Consider the following 16,349-nt stretch of genomic DNA (forward strand, 5'->3'; position numbering starts at 1 on the left):
GATGGATACGCCCCGATCCCCATATAGAGTATCAAAGCCACCCCGTTCGAAGTGGCGCCGGAGTATCCATGATCACATTCCCCGTTCTGCCGCTGCGCGACATCGTCGTGTTCCCGCACATGATCGTGCCGCTGTTCGTCGGACGCGACAAATCGGTCGCCGCGCTGGAAGCGGCGATGGGCGCGGACAAGGAGATCTTCCTCGTCGCGCAGCTCGATCCGGCCGAGGACGATCCCGGCCGCGAGGATCTGTACGAGGTCGGCGTCACCGCCACCGTGCTGCAATTGCTGAAGCTGCCCGACGGCACCGTGCGCGTGCTGGTCGAGGGCAAGGCGCGGGGCCGGCTGGGCGAGCTGTCGGAGGGCGACGGCTATCTGCAGTCGACGGTCGAGATGCTGGAGGAGCGCGAGGCGGAGGGCGTCGAGGTCGAGGCGCTGATGCGCTCGGCGGTCGAGCAGTTCGAGACCTATGCCAAGCTCAACAAGAAGCTGCCCGCCGAAACCGCGCAGCAGCTCGGCGAGATCGTCAAGGCCTCGAAGCTCGGCGATGCGATCATGGCCAACGTGCAGGTCAAGGTCGCCGACAAGCAGGCGCTGCTGGTCGAGCTCGATCCGGTCAAGCGGCTGGAGATGGCCTATGCGCTGATGGAGGGCGAGCTCGGCGTGCTGCACGTCGAGAAGAAGATCAAGAGCCGCGTCAAGCGCCAGATGGAGAAGACGCAGCGCGAATATTATCTCAACGAGCAGTTGAAGGCGATCCAGCGCGAGCTGGGCAATAGCGACGACGAGAGCGACGGCGACGAGATCGCCGAGCTGACGCAGAAGATCGCGACGCTGAAGCTCAGCAAGGAAGCGCGCAGCAAGGCGACGTCGGAGCTGAAGAAGCTCAAGACGATGGCGCCGATGAGCGCCGAGGCGACCGTCGTGCGCAACTACCTCGACGTGCTGCTCGGCCTGCCCTGGGGCAAGAAGTCCAAGATCAAGAAGGACATCGCCGCGGCGCAGGCGGTGCTGGACGAGGATCATTACGCGCTGGAGAAGGTCAAGGACCGGATTGTCGAATATCTCGGCGTGCAGGCGCGCACCAACAAGCTGAAGGGGCCGATCCTGTGCCTCGTCGGCCCGCCGGGCGTCGGCAAGACCAGCCTCGGCAAGTCGATCGCCAAGGCGACGGGCCGCGAGTTCATCCGCCAGTCGCTGGGCGGCGTGCGCGACGAAGCCGAAATCCGCGGCCATCGCCGTACGTACATCGGCTCGCTGCCGGGCAAGATCGTCACCAACCTCAAGAAGGCCGGCACGTCCAACCCGCTGTTCCTGCTCGACGAGATCGACAAGCTCGGCCAGGATTTTCGCGGCGACCCGGCGTCGGCGCTGCTCGAGGTGCTCGACCCGGAACAGAACGGCAAGTTCAACGACCATTATCTCGAGATCGACATCGATCTGTCCGACGTGATGTTCGTCTGCACCGCCAACACGCTCAACCTGCCGCAGCCGTTGCTCGACCGGATGGAGATCATCCGCCTCGAAGGCTATACCGAGGACGAGAAGGTCGAGATCGCCAAGGGCCATCTGATTGAGAAGCAGATCGAGGCGCACGGCCTGAAGCCCGGCGAGTTCACGCTGACCGACGACGGGCTGCGCGCGCTGATCCAGAAATACACGCGCGAGGCGGGCGTACGCACGCTCGAGCGCGAGATCGCGCGGCTGGCGCGCAAGGCTTTGCGCCAGATCCTGGAGGGCAAGGTGACGAGCGTCACGGTGACGCCCGACAATCTCGGCGAGTTTGCGGGCGTGCAGAAATTCCGCCACGGGCTCGGCGAGACCGAGCATCAGATTGGTGCGGTCACTGGGCTCGCCTGGACCGAGGTCGGCGGCGAATTGCTGACGATCGAGAGCGTCACCGTGCCCGGCAAGGGCGCGGTCAAGACCACGGGTACGCTGGGCGACGTGATGAAGGAATCGGTGCAGGCCGCCTTCAGCTTCGTCCAGGCGCGCAGCCCGAGCTATGGCATCAAGCCGTCGCTGTTCCACCGCAAGGACATCCACATCCATCTGCCCGAGGGTGCGGTGCCCAAGGACGGGCCGTCGGCGGGCATCGGCCTGGTCGTCTCGATCGTCTCGACGCTGACCGGCGTTTCGGTGAAGAAGGACGTGGCGATGACCGGCGAGGTCACGCTCCGCGGCCGCGTGCTGCCGATCGGCGGGCTCAAGGAAAAGCTGCTCGCGGCGCTGCGCGGCGGCATCACCACGGTGCTGATCCCGCAGGAAAACGAGAAGGATCTCGCCGACATCCCGCAGAACATCAAGGACGGGCTGACCATCGTGCCGGTCGCGCACGTCGACGAGGTGCTCAAGCTGGCGCTGACCGAACCCCTGTCCGCAATCGAATGGACGGACGCCGATGAACTCGCCGCATTGCCGCCGGCGGGGGTTGCACCTGCGGGCGGTGAGTTGCATCACTGACCCAAAGGCGGCTAGGCCGTCGTTAACGTTTTGAAACCGCTGCGCCTTACACAGCGCAGCGGTATCGATTGACTCTGCCGGTCGGGGCGGCCTTACTGGTCGTTCTGGCTTGGCAATGATTCTTCTTAAGGTTCGAAGGGGGCAGTATTCCATGAACAAGCAAGAGCTGATCGCGACGGTCGCGGACACCTCGGGGCTCGCCAAGGGCGACGCGATCAAGGCGGTGGAAGCGGTGTTCGACGCGATCACGGACAGCTTGAAGAAGGGCGACGAGGTTCGCCTGGTGGGGTTCGGCACCTTCTCCGTCTCCAAGCGCAAGGCGTCGCAGGGCCGCAATCCCCGCACGCTGGAGCCGATGACGATCAAGGCGTCCAACCAGCCCAAGTTCAAGGCCGGCAAGGGCCTGAAAGATTCGGTGAACTGAGACTGGACAGCGGCGGCGGCTGCCCGTAAAGGCCCGCCTCCGACAAGTTTCGGGCGCGTAGCTCAGCGGTAGAGCACACCCTTCACACGGGTGGGGTCACAGGTTCAATCCCTGTCGCGCCCACCATATCAGCCCGTCCGGTCGCACGATCGGCGGGCTTTTTGGTTTCCGGCGCCGGGGCGTTGCGGCGTGCAGGCCGAGGCCGGCGCGGTTCCCGGTTCCTTTTGGTCGTTGCGGATCGGGAACAATCGTCTGATCTCCGGATTAAGCTCTTCAGTTCAAAGGGAGAGAGATCATGGTAGACTATACGACCGACCGTAACGGCGACCGCGTCATCGTCGAGCGTCGCGGCGGCGCGGGCCGCGTGCTGGCGATCGTGGCGGTGGTGGCGATCATCATCGTCGCCCTGCTGTTCCTGACCGGCTTCTGGAGCGCGGACGTTACCAAGAAGGGCTCGCTGCCGACCGTCGACGTCAGCGCCAAGGGCGGTTCGCTGCCGGCGGTGGATCTCGACTCGAAAAAGGTCGTCGTCGGCACCAAGGAAACCACGGTCGAAGTGCCCAAGGTCAAGACCGAGAAGGAAACCGTCTCGGTTCCCGCGATCGGCGTGACGGACGGCAAGAAGTAAGCTTGCTGGCTTCGTGACGCGGCGGGCGTCCTCCGGAAGGAGGGCGCCCGTTTTGTGTTGGGGGCGGGGGTATCCGCAACCTGCTTCGTCATGCCGGACTTGATCCGGCATCCCGCTCTCTTCTGCTCGCCGCGGTTGAGCCGCAGAAGAAGAAGCGGGACCCCGGCTCAAGGCCGGGGTGACGGGAAGAGGGTTTGGCTTGTCACGGGTCGTGTGCGATCCGTTCGCGCTGGCGGGGGAGGAATTTCGCTGGCATTCAGTGGCTTGCGTCCCATGCGCCGCGCGGTCCCGGAACCGCCGCCGTAACAAAGTCGTCACATCACCGTCACTGAAACGTCTCCCGAATCTCATTCAGACGTCATTTACCGCTCGTACCGCGGCTCCAGGGAACGGTCGAAGGGGGAGCCTTGGCCGACCGTCACAACGACTATCGACCGGGAGCTTTCGATCATGGCGAGCAACACGCGCATCGGCGCAATCCTCATGGCATCCACCGCCTGCCTGGCGCTTGCCGGCTGCGGCGGCGCCGACAGCGTCGCCTCGCCGGGAGCCGGCAGCGTCGTGATCGTCGCGCCGACCCCGACGCCGACCGCGCCGACCCCGACGCCGACCCCCTCGGCGATCACCGCCGCGCAATTCGCCGCCCCCACGCAGGTCAACACGATCACGATCACCTCCGACGAGCAGCTCGCCATCGTCAACGCGGGCAGCAACAACAACGTCAACGGCGTCGGCTCGACGCTCAACGGCGTCTATCCGGTGTCCGCGACCTCGCTGACCACCGCGGCCGACCCGTCGGCGATCAACGCCTTCTTCACCCGCACCAATTACGTCGGCGCGCTGAGCGGGCCGAGCGACACGAGCTTCCAGGGCTGGACCTGCAACTCGACCGCCGCCGAGTTCGGCGGCAGCGGCGCGCGCTGCACCGCGGTGCCGGCGATCGGCACGCTGGCGAGCGGCGCCGCCTGCCCGGCGGGCACCAACACCGCGACCGGCGCGGCGAACACCGCCACCGCCGCGACGATCGGCGGCTTCAAGGTCTGCGACATCCCGCAGGCGGTCACCACCAGCCTGACGCTGCCGCGCATCGCCGGCATCGCCTATCGCTTCACCGGCCAGACCGAGGTCGGCACCGATCTCGGCGCGACCGGCGGCACCGGCGTAACGCTGACCGTCGAACCCGGCGTCACCGTCTTCGCCAATGCCAACGAATCGACCAACGACCTGCTGCTGGTCAACCGCGGATCGAAGCTCAACGCGATCGGCACCGCCGCGGCGCCGATCATCTTCACCTCGCAGCAGAACGTCAGCTCGGCGACCGGCGAATCGGAAACCAGCCAGGGCCATTGGGGCGGCATCATCCTGCTCGGCCGCGCGCCGACCGCGGTGTGCGCGACCGGCAGCGGCGGCAGCAACGCGACGCCGTGCCAGCTCGCGATCGAGGGCGTCACCGGCCGCTTCTACGGCGGCACCGACACCGCCGATTCGAGCGGCACGATGTCCTACGTCCAGATCCGCTATTCGGGCATCGCGATCAGCGACGGCAACGAGCTGCAGGGCCTGACGCTGGGCGCGACCGGGTCGGGCACCACGCTAGACCATATCCAGAGCCACAATTCGGCGGATGACGGCATCGAGATCTTCGGCGGCACCAGCAACCTGAAATATATCGCGATCACCGGCGCCGACGACGACGGTTTCGACATCGACAACGGCTATCGCGGCTTCATCCAGTTCATGATCGCGGCGCAGCGGACCAGCGGCGCGACCGTCGACAGCTTCTCGACCGAGATCGACTCGAACAACGCCGAGGACCTGCTGCCGCGGACCTTCGCGACCTACGCCAATTTCACCTTCATCCAGACCGCGCTGGCGCCCGCCGCGATCCGCCAGCGTGGCGGCTCCGACATGCGCTTCGTCAACGGCGTGGTGAAGACGGTGAGCAACGTCGCCTGCGTCAACATCATCGCCGGCGAGCAGACCAGCGGCGGGCGCAGCACCGTCCGTCCGGCCGATACGGCGTTGCAGGACTTCGGTCCGCCGTCGTTCAACTCGGTCTATTTCGCCTGCCAGGGCCGCTGAGGCCATGGGGCGCCTGACGGCGCCCCATCCCAGCATTGGTTCCGCAGGTGGCGATCCCGTCACCTGCGGACACCTGTATCCAGACTCCTGATCCGGGATTGACGGTCATGCCGCAGCGGCTCGCTTTCGCCACCCTTCTATTGATGTCCTCCACCCTCGTGGCGCCGGCGGTTCTCGCGCAGACCGCGGGTGGCACCGCCGCGCCGGCACCGCCCCCGGCGCAGACCTCCACGCCCGCGACGTCGAGCCCTGGCGGCGCGACCGATCCGCAGAGCGCGGCGCCGACCGCCACCGATCAGCAGGAGGCACCGGTCGAGGTGTCCGCCCCGGGCATGAACGGCGATGTCGAGGACATCGTCGTCGTCGGCCGCAACATCCCCAACGTCGTCCGCTCGACTCCGCAGATCGTCTCGGTGCTGTCGAGTGCCGATATCGCGCGGACCGGCGAGGGCGACATCGCCGGCGCGCTGACCCGCGTCACCGGCCTGTCGGTGGTCGGCGGCGGCTTCGTCTACGTCCGCGGCCTCGGCGATCGCTATTCCTCGTCGCTGCTCAACGGTTCGCCTTTGCCCAGCCCCGAGCCGCTGCGCCGTTCGGTGCCGCTCGACATCTTCCCGACGACGATCGTCGGTTCGGCGCTGGTCCAGAAGACCTATTCGGTCAATTATCCCGGCGAGTTCGGCGGCGGCGTCATCAATTTGACGACCAAGGCGATCCCCGACAAGAATTTCGTCTCGTTCGGCGCGACCATCTCGGCCGACGACGCGACGACCAGCGAATTGGGCTATACCTATTACGGCGGCGATGCCGACTGGATCGGCTTCGACGACGGCACGCGCAAGGTGCCCGCGTTCATCAAGAATGCGCCCAACGGCAGCGGCATCATCCCCGCCGCGCAGGTCGCGCAGCTCTCCAACGCCTCGACCACGCTGCTCCAGCGCAACAACCAATTGCCGGCGAACTGGTCGGGCGAGATCAGCGGCGGCTCGGTTTACGACATAGGATCTTCGCGGCTCGGCGTGATCGCCTCGCTGAGCGCCAGCAACACCTTCCGCACCCGTTTCGCCAACCAACAGGACAGCGTCTCGGCCGACGGCACGCTGCGCAACGATTTCAGCACCTTGCTGACCGACAACCGGATCGTCGCCAATGCGCTGATCGGCGTCGGTCTGGAGTTCGGCGAGAACACCATCCGCTGGACCAACGTCTATATCCACGACACGCTGAAGCAGGCGCGCGGATCGGCGGCGACGCTGTACAACAACGCCAGCGGTTTGCGTTTCCAGCAGAACACCAATTGGTTCGAACGCCAGCTGATCGAGACGCAATTGGTCGGCGAGTTCAAGCTGACCGATGCGCTGAAGGTCGACGTGCGCGGCGCCTATGCCAATTCGAAGCGCAATGCGCCCTATGAGCGCCAGTTCGACTATCTCTGCTCCGCGACGACCACCACCGGCCTGCCGATCACCAGCGACGGTGCGCAGCAGGCGGACGGCTACCAGTGCAACGGCGCCTATCAGGTGACGCAGCGCTTCACCCCCTTCGCCTCGATCATCTTCAGCGAGCTGAACGAGAATCTGTGGACCGGTCAGGCGGACACGTCGTACAAGATCGACGGCGATCGTCCGATCACGCTGTCGGCGGGCTATTTCTACCAGGGCACCGACCGGACCTCGTCGCGCCTGCAGTTCAACTATCAGACGTCGAACGGCGGCGGCACCGCGCCCGGCTATCCCTACAATCTGTTGCGGCCGGATTATCTGTTGAGCCCCGACGTGCTCAACAACGCCTGTCCGTCGACCGCCAACACCGCGCCCTGCACGATCCAGTTGCAGTTCAGCACCGCGGCGGGCGCCTATCGCTATGACGCCAGCCTCGACGTCCACGCCGGCTACGTGCAGGCCGAGGGCGAGGCGTTCGACGGGCTGCGGGCGGTGATCGGCGTGCGCTACGAGCGCGGCGACGAGCGGGTCACGCCGTTCGGCGTCACCACGGGTCTTGCGCGGCTGAAGAACGATTACTTCCTGCCGGCATCGACGCTGACCTGGAATTTCGCCGCCGACATGCAATTGCGTGCCAGCGCCGCCAAGACGATCTCGCGCCCGCAGTTCCGCGAGCTCGCGCCGCAGCAGTTCCGCGATCCCGATTCGGATCGCTTGTTCTTCGGTAACCCGCTGCTGCGCGATTCGAAGCTCTATAATCTCGAAGCGCGCTACGAATGGTTCTTCAAGCGCGACCAGCGCTTCACTCTGGCGGGCTTCTACAAGCGGATCGACAATCCGATCGAGCAGGTCGGCTTCTACACCGGCGCCGACGACCGGTTGCAGACCGGCTTCACCTATCTGCCCAAGGCGACGCTGTACGGCGGCGAGGTCGAGCTCCAGAAATATTTCCCGCTCGCCGACGTCTTCGGCAGCGACTTCTTCGCGACGCGGCGCGCGCTGCTGGTCGCCAATTACACCTACACCAAGTCGAAGATCACCGCGGACAGCAATTGCGCGCCGTCGGTCGCCTCTTCGACGCAGGCGGTCGGCAATTGCGCGGTCGGTTTCGCGCCCGCCTCGTCGCTGTTCCGCGACGGTGCGCCGCTGACGGGCCAGTCGGACCATCTCGTCAATTTGCAGATCGGGATCGAGGACAGCGCGGCGCTCTCGCAGATCACCTTGCTGTTCAACTATGCGAGCAAGCGCGTGACCAATCGCGGTCCCTCGCTGCTGAGCGGCACCGGCTTCCAGCCCGACATCGTCGAGCATCCCGGCGTCCGCCTCGATCTCGTCGCGCGGCAAGGCGTCGAGCTGATGGGCGGCAAGTTCGAGATAAAGGCCGAGGCGCGCAACCTGACCCGCACCCGCTATCGCGAGAGCCAGACCTTCGCCAACGGCAACGAGGTGTATATCAACCGCTACAATCTCGGCCGCGTGTTCAGCCTGGGCGTGAGCGCGACGTTCTAATCCGAAATCCTCCCCCGCAAGGGGGAGGGGGACCGCCCGGCGCTAGCCGAGTGGTGGAGGGGGAGGATGGGGCGGAGCCTCGTATCAGGGCTCCCGCCCTTTCCGCCCCTTTCGTCAGTGCTGCGCACTGCCACCTCGCCCTGGCGGGGGAGGAATTGGGATCATGCCCACACCCGTTCGCGATACCATTTGGTGATGACGTATTTTACCCCGTCGCGCACCTTCATCCCCTGATGCAGCGTCGCTGGGTTGGGTGTGCCGTCGAAGCGGCGGTTGTTCCAGGCGACGAGCTTGCCCGTCTCCGGCTGGATGATCTTGTCCGCCGCCTTGAAGCGGGTCGCGCCGCCGGCTTCGGGTTCGTTGAGATAGACCATCACCGTCCACGTCCGGTTGCCCGCCACGGAGCAATAGCGCTCGTAGTCGGCGCCCTGCGGCTCGAAATAATCGGTGTGGCCCTTGAACTCCTGCCCGACCGCGTAGCGCTGGCCCTGCAACGGCTCGCCATGCATGGGGTCGAGGCCGGTGAACGCGGCCAGCCGTGCCTCGACCGCCTGCACCACCGGGTCGGTCGCGGCGAGATCGCCCGTCTCGCTGGTGCGGAAGGCGGCGTCGCCGTTGGGATCGGCGATCGTCGAGGGGCGGCGGACCGCGTCGATCCGCTCGATCAGCGCGTCGCACAGCGTTGGCCCGATGAAGCCGCGGGCGATGAACAGGTCGAGCTTCGGGCTCGGCACCTTCTGCACGCCGGGTTGCGACAGCAGGCGGGCGACGATCGGCTCGGGCATCAGGCCGCTGCCGAGGTAGGGGAGGGACGTCATGGTCATCATCCTACCCCCGGTCGACGGGCCGCGGAAAGGGGCCGATTTGCACCACCTGTTGCTCCCCGCACGCGCGCGTCCTAAGGGGCCGGCGATGGAGCGGCTGGACGGTGGCTCGGCGGTGCCGTCGCATCTGGCGGGCGGGATCGTCGCGCTCGGCAATTTCGATGGCTTTCACCTCGGGCACCAGGCGGTGGTCGGGCGGGCGGTGGCGCGTGCGCGCGCCGAGGGCAGGCCGGCACTGGTCGCGACCTTCGATCCGCATCCGGTACGCCACTTCCGCCCCGATGCGCCGCCGTTCCGGCTGACCACGCTCGACCAGCGCGAACGGCTGTTCGCCGCGGCGGGGGTCGATGCGATGGTCGTCTTCCCGTTCGACGCGGCGCTCGCCGCGCTGTCGGCGGAGGCGTTCATCGCCGAGCGGCTGCACGCCAATCTCGCGGTCGCGGGCGTCGTGACCGGCGAGGATTTCACCTTCGGCCATCACAAGAGCGGCGACGTCCGCCTGCTCGCCGCGCGCGGCCGGGCGCATGGTTTCGTCGCGGAGACGGTCGGTGCGGTGACGCTGGACGGCGAGCCGGTGTCGTCGACCCGCATCCGTAGGCTGCTGTGCGACGGCGACCCGCGCGGTGCGGCGCGGCTGCTCACCCGCCCCTTCGCGATTGAGGGCGTGGTCCAGCATGGCGACAAGGTCGGTCGCACGATCGGCTATCCCACCGCCAACGTCGACATGGGCAAATATTTGCGCCCGGCCTACGGCATCTATGCGGTCACCGCGCGGCTCGCCGACGGGCGGCAGCTGAAGGGCGCGGCGAACCTCGGCATCCGGCCGACCTTCGATCCGCCCAAGGAGCTGCTCGAACCCTTTTTCTTCGATTTCTCCGGCGATCTGTACGGGCAATCGATCGAGGTGGCGCTGATCGACTATCTGCGTCCCGAGGCGAAATTCGACGGCCTGGATGCGCTGATGGCGCAGATGGAGCGCGATTGCGCGCGGGCGCGGGCGTTGCTGGATGCTTAACCCACCTCGTTTATGCGCTTTGTGCTGACCGACACTCACGATAAGACCGCCAAACATATGACCGACGCCCCCGACACGCCTGAAGATTGGCGCGACACCGTCTTCCTGCCGAAGACCGACTTTCCGATGAAGGCGGGTCTCGCCGCCAAGGAGCCGGCGATCCTCGACCGCTGGGCGCGGATCGGCGTCTACGACCGGCTGCGCGAACAGCGGGCGGGACGCGAGAAATTCATCCTCCATGACGGCCCGCCCTACGCCAATGGCGACATCCACATGGGCCATGCGATGAACAAGGTGCTGAAGGACATCATCGTCCGCAGCCAGTCGCTGATCGGCAAGGACGCGCCCTACGTGCCCGGCTGGGACTGCCATGGCCTGCCGATCGAATGGAAGGTCGAGGAGGCGTATCGCGCCAAGAAGCAGAACAAGGACGAGGTGCCGGTCGCGCAATTCCGTGCTGAATGCCGCGCCTATGCCGATCGCTGGGTCGGCGTGCAGCGCGACCAGTTCCAGCGGCTGGGCGTGATGGGCGATTGGGCCGATCCCTATCTGACGATGAATTACGACGCCGAGGCGACGATCGTCGGCGAATTGCTCAAATTCGCCGAGAGCGGCCAGCTCTATCGCGGTGCCAAACCGGTGATGTGGTCGCCGGTCGAAAAGACCGCGCTCGCCGAGGCGGAGGTCGAATATGAGGACGTCGTCTCGACCCAGATCGACGTCGGCTTCGAGATCGCAACCGCGCCCGAGGGAGAATTGCTGGTCGGCGCGACCGCGGTGATCTGGACGACCACGCCGTGGACGATCCCGGTCAACCAGGCGCTCGCCTATAATCCGGCGCTCGATTACGTGCTGTTCGAAAGCGGCGGCCGGCGCTTCCTCGTCGAGGAAAATCTGGTGTCGGCGTTCGGCAAGCGCACCGGCATCGCGCTCGAAACCGTGATAGCCCTGGTCAAGGGCAGCGCCCTGGAGGGGGCGACCGCGCGTCACCCGATGCACGCGCTCGGCGGCTTCTTCGCGCGGCCGCGGCCGTTCCTGTCGGGCGATTTCGTCACCAGCGACGCGGGCACCGGCCTCGTCCACATGGCGCCAGACCATGGCGAGGACGACTTCCTGCTGTGCAAGGCCAATGGCCTGGAGCCGGTGTTCGCGGTCGATGGTGCCGGCTTCTACCGGCCCGATTGGGCGTGGCTCGGTGGGCAGGGCAGCGTCATCAACAAGAAGTTCGTCGGCGCCGACGGCCCGATCTGCACGGACCTGCGCGCGGTCGGCGCATTGCTCGCCGCGTCGGACGATTTCGCGCACAGCTATCCGCATTCGTGGCGGTCGAAGGCGAAGGTGATCTTCCGCGCGACGCCGCAATGGTTCATCCCGATGGACCGGCCGATCCTCAACGGCGGGGAAGGCGCGAGCAACGGCGCGACGCTGCGCGAGACCGCGCTCGACGCGATCGAGCATACGCGCTGGGTGCCGGCGCGCTCGCAGAACCGCATCCGCTCGATGGTCGAGGGACGGCCCGATTGGGTGATCAGCCGCCAACGCGCGTGGGGTGTGCCGATCGCGCTTTACGTCGATCGCGCGACCGGCGACTATCTCAACGATCCCGCGGTCAACGCGCGGATCATCGCCGCCTTCCGCAACGGCGGCGCCGATGCGTGGTTCACCGCGGATCATCAGGCGCTGCTCGGCCCCGATCATGACCTGGCGGATTACGAACCGCAGAACGACATTCTCGACGTCTGGTTCGACAGCGGTTCGACGCATGTCTTCACCGTCGAGGCGCGCTACGGCGAGGACGTCCGCGCCAATCTGTACCTCGAAGGCAGCGACCAGCATCGCGGCTGGTTCCAGTCGTCGCTCCTCGAAAGCTGCGGCACGCGCGGTCGCGCGCCGTATGACGCGGTGCTGACGCACGGCTTCGCGCTCGACGGACAGGGGCGAAAGATGTCGAAGAGCCTCGGCAACGTCGTCGATCCCCTCAAGGTGATCGGCGAGAGTGGGGCGGATATCCTGCGCATGTGGGTCGCCTCGACGGATTATTTCGACGACGTGCGGATCGGCAAGGAAGTGCTCGGTACCGCCTCCGACGGCTATCGCAAGCTGCGCAACACCTTCCGCTATCTGCTCGGCGCGCTCGACGGCTTCAGCGAGGCCGAACGGGTCGAGGTCGAGGCGATGCCCGAGCTGGAGCGCTACGTGCTCACCTTGCTGGGCCAGCTCGACATGGACCTGCGCGAGGCGGCGGAGAGCTACGAGCTCAACCGCTATCTGCGTCGCCTGACCGACTTCGCCAACGAGGATCTGTCGGCCTTCTTCTTCGATATCCGCAAGGACTCGCTCTATTGCGATGCGCCGGGCGATCCGAAGCGGCGCGCCTATCGCACGGTACTCGACACCTTGTTCCACGCCCTCGTCCGCTATGCCGCGCCGATCCTCTGCTTCACCGCGGAAGAGGTGTGGCAGGCGCGCTTCCCGAGCGAGGACGGATCGGTGCATTTCCTCGAATGGCCCGAACTTCCGGCGCTGCCCGGCGATCAGCCGCTCGGCACCGACTGGGCGGACGTCCGCCGGCTGCGTACCAGCGTGACCGAGGCGATCGAGCCGCTGCGCCGCGAGAAGACTGTGCGCTCCAGCCTCGAGGCGGAGGTGACCGTACCCGAGCTGCCGCTGTCGGCAGAGGCGCTGGCCGAGACGTTCATCGTCGCCAAGGTCGAAGCCGGCGACGCGGTCGCGGTGACGCGTACCGATTACCACAAATGCGGACGCTGCTGGCGGCATCTGCCCGAGGTGGCGGTCGACGGCGACCTGTGCGCGCGGTGCGAGGATGTCGTCGCCCATGCGTAACATCCCCATCGCCGGGCTGCTGACCGCGGCCTTGCTGTTCGTCGTCGATCAGGTGACGAAGGTGACGATCACCGATGTGTTGCAGCTCGACGAGCTGACCGCGGAGCGGACGATCACGCCGTTCTTCAACCTGCGCTTCGTCGCCAACCACGGCATCTCGCTGGGGCTGCTCCACGCCGACACGAATACGATGCGCTGGGCGCTGGTCGCGATGACCGGCGCGATTGCGATTGCGGTGGCGGTGTGGATGACGCGCGAGCCGCATCGCGCCGACCAGATGGCGCTGGGCGCGATCCTGGGCGGCGCGCTCGGCAATATCGTCGACCGGGTGCGCTTCGGCTATGTCGTCGACTTCGCCGATCTGCATTTCGGCGACTGGCGGCCGTTCCTCGTCTTCAACGTCGCCGATGCGGCGATCACCCTCGGCGTGCTGGTGCTGCTTGTCCGCGCGCTCCTGATGCGCGACAAGCGCGACATCCCCTCGGAGAATCCCCATGCGTAAGTCAGTTCCGATTCTCGCCGGCCTCGCCTGCGTCGTCCTCCTCTCGGGCTGCGGCAAGCGCGGCTACGATCGCGCCCGGCCGGACGAATTCGCCGTCGCGCGCCAGGCGCCGCTGGTGATCCCGCCCGATTATTCGCTGGTGCCGCCGCAGCCCGGCGCCGCCCGCCCGCAGGACAATGCCTCGCAGGCGCAGACGCTCGACGCCTTGTTCGGCGGCAATACGCAGCGCAGCGCGGCGGAGAATGGCGTCGTCAGCCAGGCCGGCGGCGACGCGGCCGACACCGGCATCCGCTCGTCGGTCGGCGACCCCGCGACCAACGTCGTCGACAAGGGTGCGACGACGCGCGACATCGTCGCAGCCCCCGAGGGCGACGGCCAGGACGCGAAGGCATCGGCGCAGTAACCGTCAAATCCTCCCTCGCGTCAGCGGGAGTGCAGGGTCGATCATGCCCCCGGCATGACCTTGAACGGCCGGCGGCCGTTCAACCCGGCACTCCCTGGCGGGGGAGGACTTACAAATTATATAGCCCCTCTGAACGCCGCCAGCCCGCGCTCAAGATCGGCGATCAGGTCGCCTGCGTCCTCCAGCCCGATCTGCAACCGCACCATCGGCCCGGCATAGTCGCGCGGCGCCGCGGTCCTGCTTCGGGCGGGGTCGGCGGGGATGGCGAGGCTTTCGAACCCGCCCCAGCTATAGCCGATGCCGAACAGGTCGAGCGTATCGATCAGCGCCGCACGCGCCGCCTCGCCGCCGCCGTTCAGCACGAACGAGAACAATCCGCTCGATCCCTTGAAGTCGCGCGCCCACAGATCGTGGCCGGGGCAGGAGGGCAGGGCCGGGTGCAGCACCTGCGCCACCTCGGGCCGCTCCGCGAGCCAGCGTGCGATCTCCAGCGCGCTGCGCTGGTGCTGCGCCAGCCGTACCGCCATCGTGCGCAGGCCGCGGCTGCCGAGCCAGCTGTCGTCGGGGGAGGCGACCTGCCCCAATTGGAAGCTCGTATCGCGCAGCCGCGCATAATGGCCCGGCGCGGCGGTGACCGAGCCGAGCATCGCGTCGGAATGGCCGACGACATATTTGGTCGCGGCGAGGATGGTGAGGTCGATGCCTTTCTCGATCGCCGGGAAGAACAGCGGCGTCGCCCAAGTATTGTCGAGCAGCGTCGTCAGCCCATGGCGCTTGGCCACCGCGACGATCGCCGGCACGTCCTGCACCTCGAAGGTCAGGCTGCCCGGGCTTTCGAGAAAGATCGCCTTGGTCGCCGGGCCGACCAGCGCCTCGATCCCCGCGCCGATCAACGGATCGTAGAAGCGCGTCGTGATCCCGAACCGCTTGAGCAATTGCATCGCCTGCCCGCGTGTCGGGTCATAGGCGCTGTCGACCAGCAGCAATTCGTCGCCGGGCGACAGGACGGAGAGCAACGCCGCGGCGATCGCCGCGACGCCCGAGGGGTAGAGGAAGGTCGCCTCCGCCCCCGGTTCGAGCGCCGTCAGCGCGTCGGCGAGGCTCCATTGCGTCGGCGTGCCGCGGCGGCCGTAATAAAGGCGGTGATGCGTGTCAGGCCGGGCGTTGGCGCGCAGGTCGGCGATGCTGTCGTAGAGGATCGTCGAGGCGCGCCAGACCGGCGTGTTGACGATGCCTTGCGTCCATTCGGGGCGCCGGCCGGCCTGGACGACGCGGGTGGCGTCGCCCAGATCGCGGTCGGTCGTGTTCCTATCCGTCAACGGTTTCCTTGGCTCCCATGGCCTTGGGCGTCGAGCGATCCGCTCCCCATTCCGACCAACTGCCATCATAGATGGGCATGTCCCTGCCGACCAGATGCGCGCCGAAGGCAAGCACCGCCGCGGTGATGCCAGAACCGCAGGTGGCGACCATCGGCCGGTCGAGGTCGACCCCCGCCGCCGCGAACGCCTCGTGCAGCGCCTGCCCGCGCTTCCACGTGCCGTCGACGTTGAACAGCTTGCCCTGCGGCAGGTTCTTCGAGCCCGGGATATGGCCGGCATGCGTCGCGGGGCGCGGATCGGGTTCCTCGCCGGTGAAGCGCGCCGCCGAGCGGGCGTCGACCACCTGTTCGGCGCCGCTGTCGATATTAGCCTTCATCTGCGCCAGCGTGCGGACGTTCTTGGCGTCGGCCCAGACGGTGAAATGGCGATGGCGCAGGCTTTCCTTGCCGCTCGCGGTCGCGCGCCCCTCCGCCTGCCATTTGGCGAGGCCGCCATCGAGGATCGCGACGTCGTGCGCGCCGAAGGTACGCAGCATCCACCACGCCCGCGCGGCGGTATGATGCGGGGAATTGTCGTAGAGCACGATGCGGCTGCCGTCGCCGAGCCCGAGGCTTTGCATGCGGCTGGCGAATTTCTCCGCGCTCGGCAGCATCATCGGCAGATCGCTGTCGGTGTCGCGCAATTCGCCGAGGTTCATGAACACCGCGCCCGGAATATGCGCCGCCTCATATTCGATGGCGGCGTCGCGCGGCGGCTCGCCGGGGAAATTGGCGAAATAGGTGGCATCGACGATCCTGAGATCGCTCGCACCGAGTTCCCCGGCCAGCCATTCGGTGGTCACCAACGCGTCCATCACTCACTCCCTACGTTCACACGGGTTAGTCGGGCCGACGAC

The 16,349-nt window shown here is 66.9% G+C and carries 12 protein-coding genes and 1 tRNA gene; 10 read left to right on the forward strand and 3 right to left on the reverse strand.

Features of this window, described 5'->3' with window-relative positions; genetic code table 11:
- Positions 1-68: 68 nt before the first annotated feature.
- The 6 genes from lon (at position 69) to SFC76_RS08590 (ending at position 8,547) form a co-directional block, all read left to right on the forward strand.
- Positions 69-2,462 carry an endopeptidase La gene (gene lon, locus SFC76_RS08565; protein ID WP_322849051.1) on the forward strand — a complete coding sequence of 798 codons (2,394 nt, stop codon included), beginning with the start codon at positions 69-71 and terminating at the stop codon, positions 2,460-2,462.
- Between the two features lie 151 nt (positions 2,463-2,613).
- Complete coding sequence (locus SFC76_RS08570) at positions 2,614-2,886, forward strand: HU family DNA-binding protein (RefSeq protein ID WP_038661816.1); 273 nt, start codon at positions 2,614-2,616, stop codon at positions 2,884-2,886.
- Between the two features lie 51 nt (positions 2,887-2,937).
- A tRNA-Val gene (locus SFC76_RS08575) sits at positions 2,938-3,012 on the forward strand.
- Positions 3,013-3,181: 169 nt separating this feature from the next.
- A complete protein-coding gene (locus SFC76_RS08580; RefSeq protein ID WP_322849052.1) occupies positions 3,182-3,514 on the forward strand; it encodes a hypothetical protein in 333 nt (110 codons plus the stop codon).
- A 450-nt stretch (positions 3,515-3,964) separates the two neighbouring features.
- Entirely contained in the window at positions 3,965-5,596 is a 1,632-nt protein-coding gene (locus SFC76_RS08585) for a hypothetical protein (protein WP_322849053.1), read from the forward strand.
- 107 nt (positions 5,597-5,703) lie between these two features.
- A complete protein-coding gene (locus tag SFC76_RS08590; RefSeq protein ID WP_322849054.1) occupies positions 5,704-8,547 on the forward strand; it encodes a TonB-dependent receptor domain-containing protein in 2,844 nt (947 codons plus the stop codon).
- 161 nt (positions 8,548-8,708) lie between these two features.
- Here the strand turns inward: SFC76_RS08590 and SFC76_RS08595 are convergent, their stop codons facing one another.
- Positions 8,709-9,365: a 2OG-Fe(II) oxygenase gene (locus SFC76_RS08595; protein WP_322849055.1), complete on the reverse strand. Its 657-nt coding sequence runs from the start codon at positions 9,363-9,365 to the stop codon at positions 8,709-8,711.
- 94 nt (positions 9,366-9,459) lie between these two features.
- Here SFC76_RS08595 and SFC76_RS08600 point away from each other — a divergent pair, with 94 nt between their 5' ends.
- Genes SFC76_RS08600 through SFC76_RS08615 form a run of 4 tightly spaced genes read left to right on the forward strand, consistent with a single transcriptional unit; the run spans position 9,460 to position 14,135 of the window.
- A complete protein-coding gene (locus SFC76_RS08600) occupies positions 9,460-10,386 on the forward strand; it encodes a bifunctional riboflavin kinase/FAD synthetase (protein ID WP_322849056.1) in 927 nt (308 codons plus the stop codon).
- A 57-nt stretch (positions 10,387-10,443) separates the two neighbouring features.
- A complete protein-coding gene (ileS, locus tag SFC76_RS08605) occupies positions 10,444-13,230 on the forward strand; it encodes an isoleucine--tRNA ligase (protein ID WP_322849057.1) in 2,787 nt (928 codons plus the stop codon).
- Positions 13,223-13,732 carry a signal peptidase II gene (lspA, locus tag SFC76_RS08610; RefSeq protein WP_322849058.1) on the forward strand — a complete coding sequence of 170 codons (510 nt, stop codon included), beginning with the start codon at positions 13,223-13,225 and terminating at the stop codon, positions 13,730-13,732. The genes ileS and lspA overlap by 8 nt, the downstream gene beginning before the upstream one ends.
- Positions 13,725-14,135 (forward strand): DUF3035 domain-containing protein, encoded by a 411-nt coding sequence (locus SFC76_RS08615; RefSeq protein WP_322849059.1) that lies wholly within the window; start codon positions 13,725-13,727, stop codon positions 14,133-14,135. The genes lspA and SFC76_RS08615 overlap by 8 nt, the downstream gene beginning before the upstream one ends.
- A 116-nt stretch (positions 14,136-14,251) precedes the next feature.
- Here the strand turns inward: SFC76_RS08615 and metC are convergent, their stop codons facing one another.
- A complete protein-coding gene (gene metC, locus SFC76_RS08620; protein WP_416222405.1) occupies positions 14,252-15,493 on the reverse strand; it encodes a cystathionine beta-lyase in 1,242 nt (413 codons plus the stop codon).
- Positions 15,444-16,307: a 3-mercaptopyruvate sulfurtransferase gene (gene sseA, locus SFC76_RS08625; RefSeq protein WP_322849061.1), complete on the reverse strand. Its 864-nt coding sequence runs from the start codon at positions 16,305-16,307 to the stop codon at positions 15,444-15,446. Before sseA ends, metC begins: the two co-directional genes overlap by 50 nt.
- Between the last annotated feature and the right edge of the window lie 42 nt (positions 16,308-16,349).

Origin of the sequence: Sphingomonas sp. CD22 (genome assembly GCF_034556155.1) — a bacterium.
In the GTDB taxonomy this organism is placed as follows: Bacteria; Pseudomonadota; Alphaproteobacteria; order Sphingomonadales; family Sphingomonadaceae; genus Sphingomonas.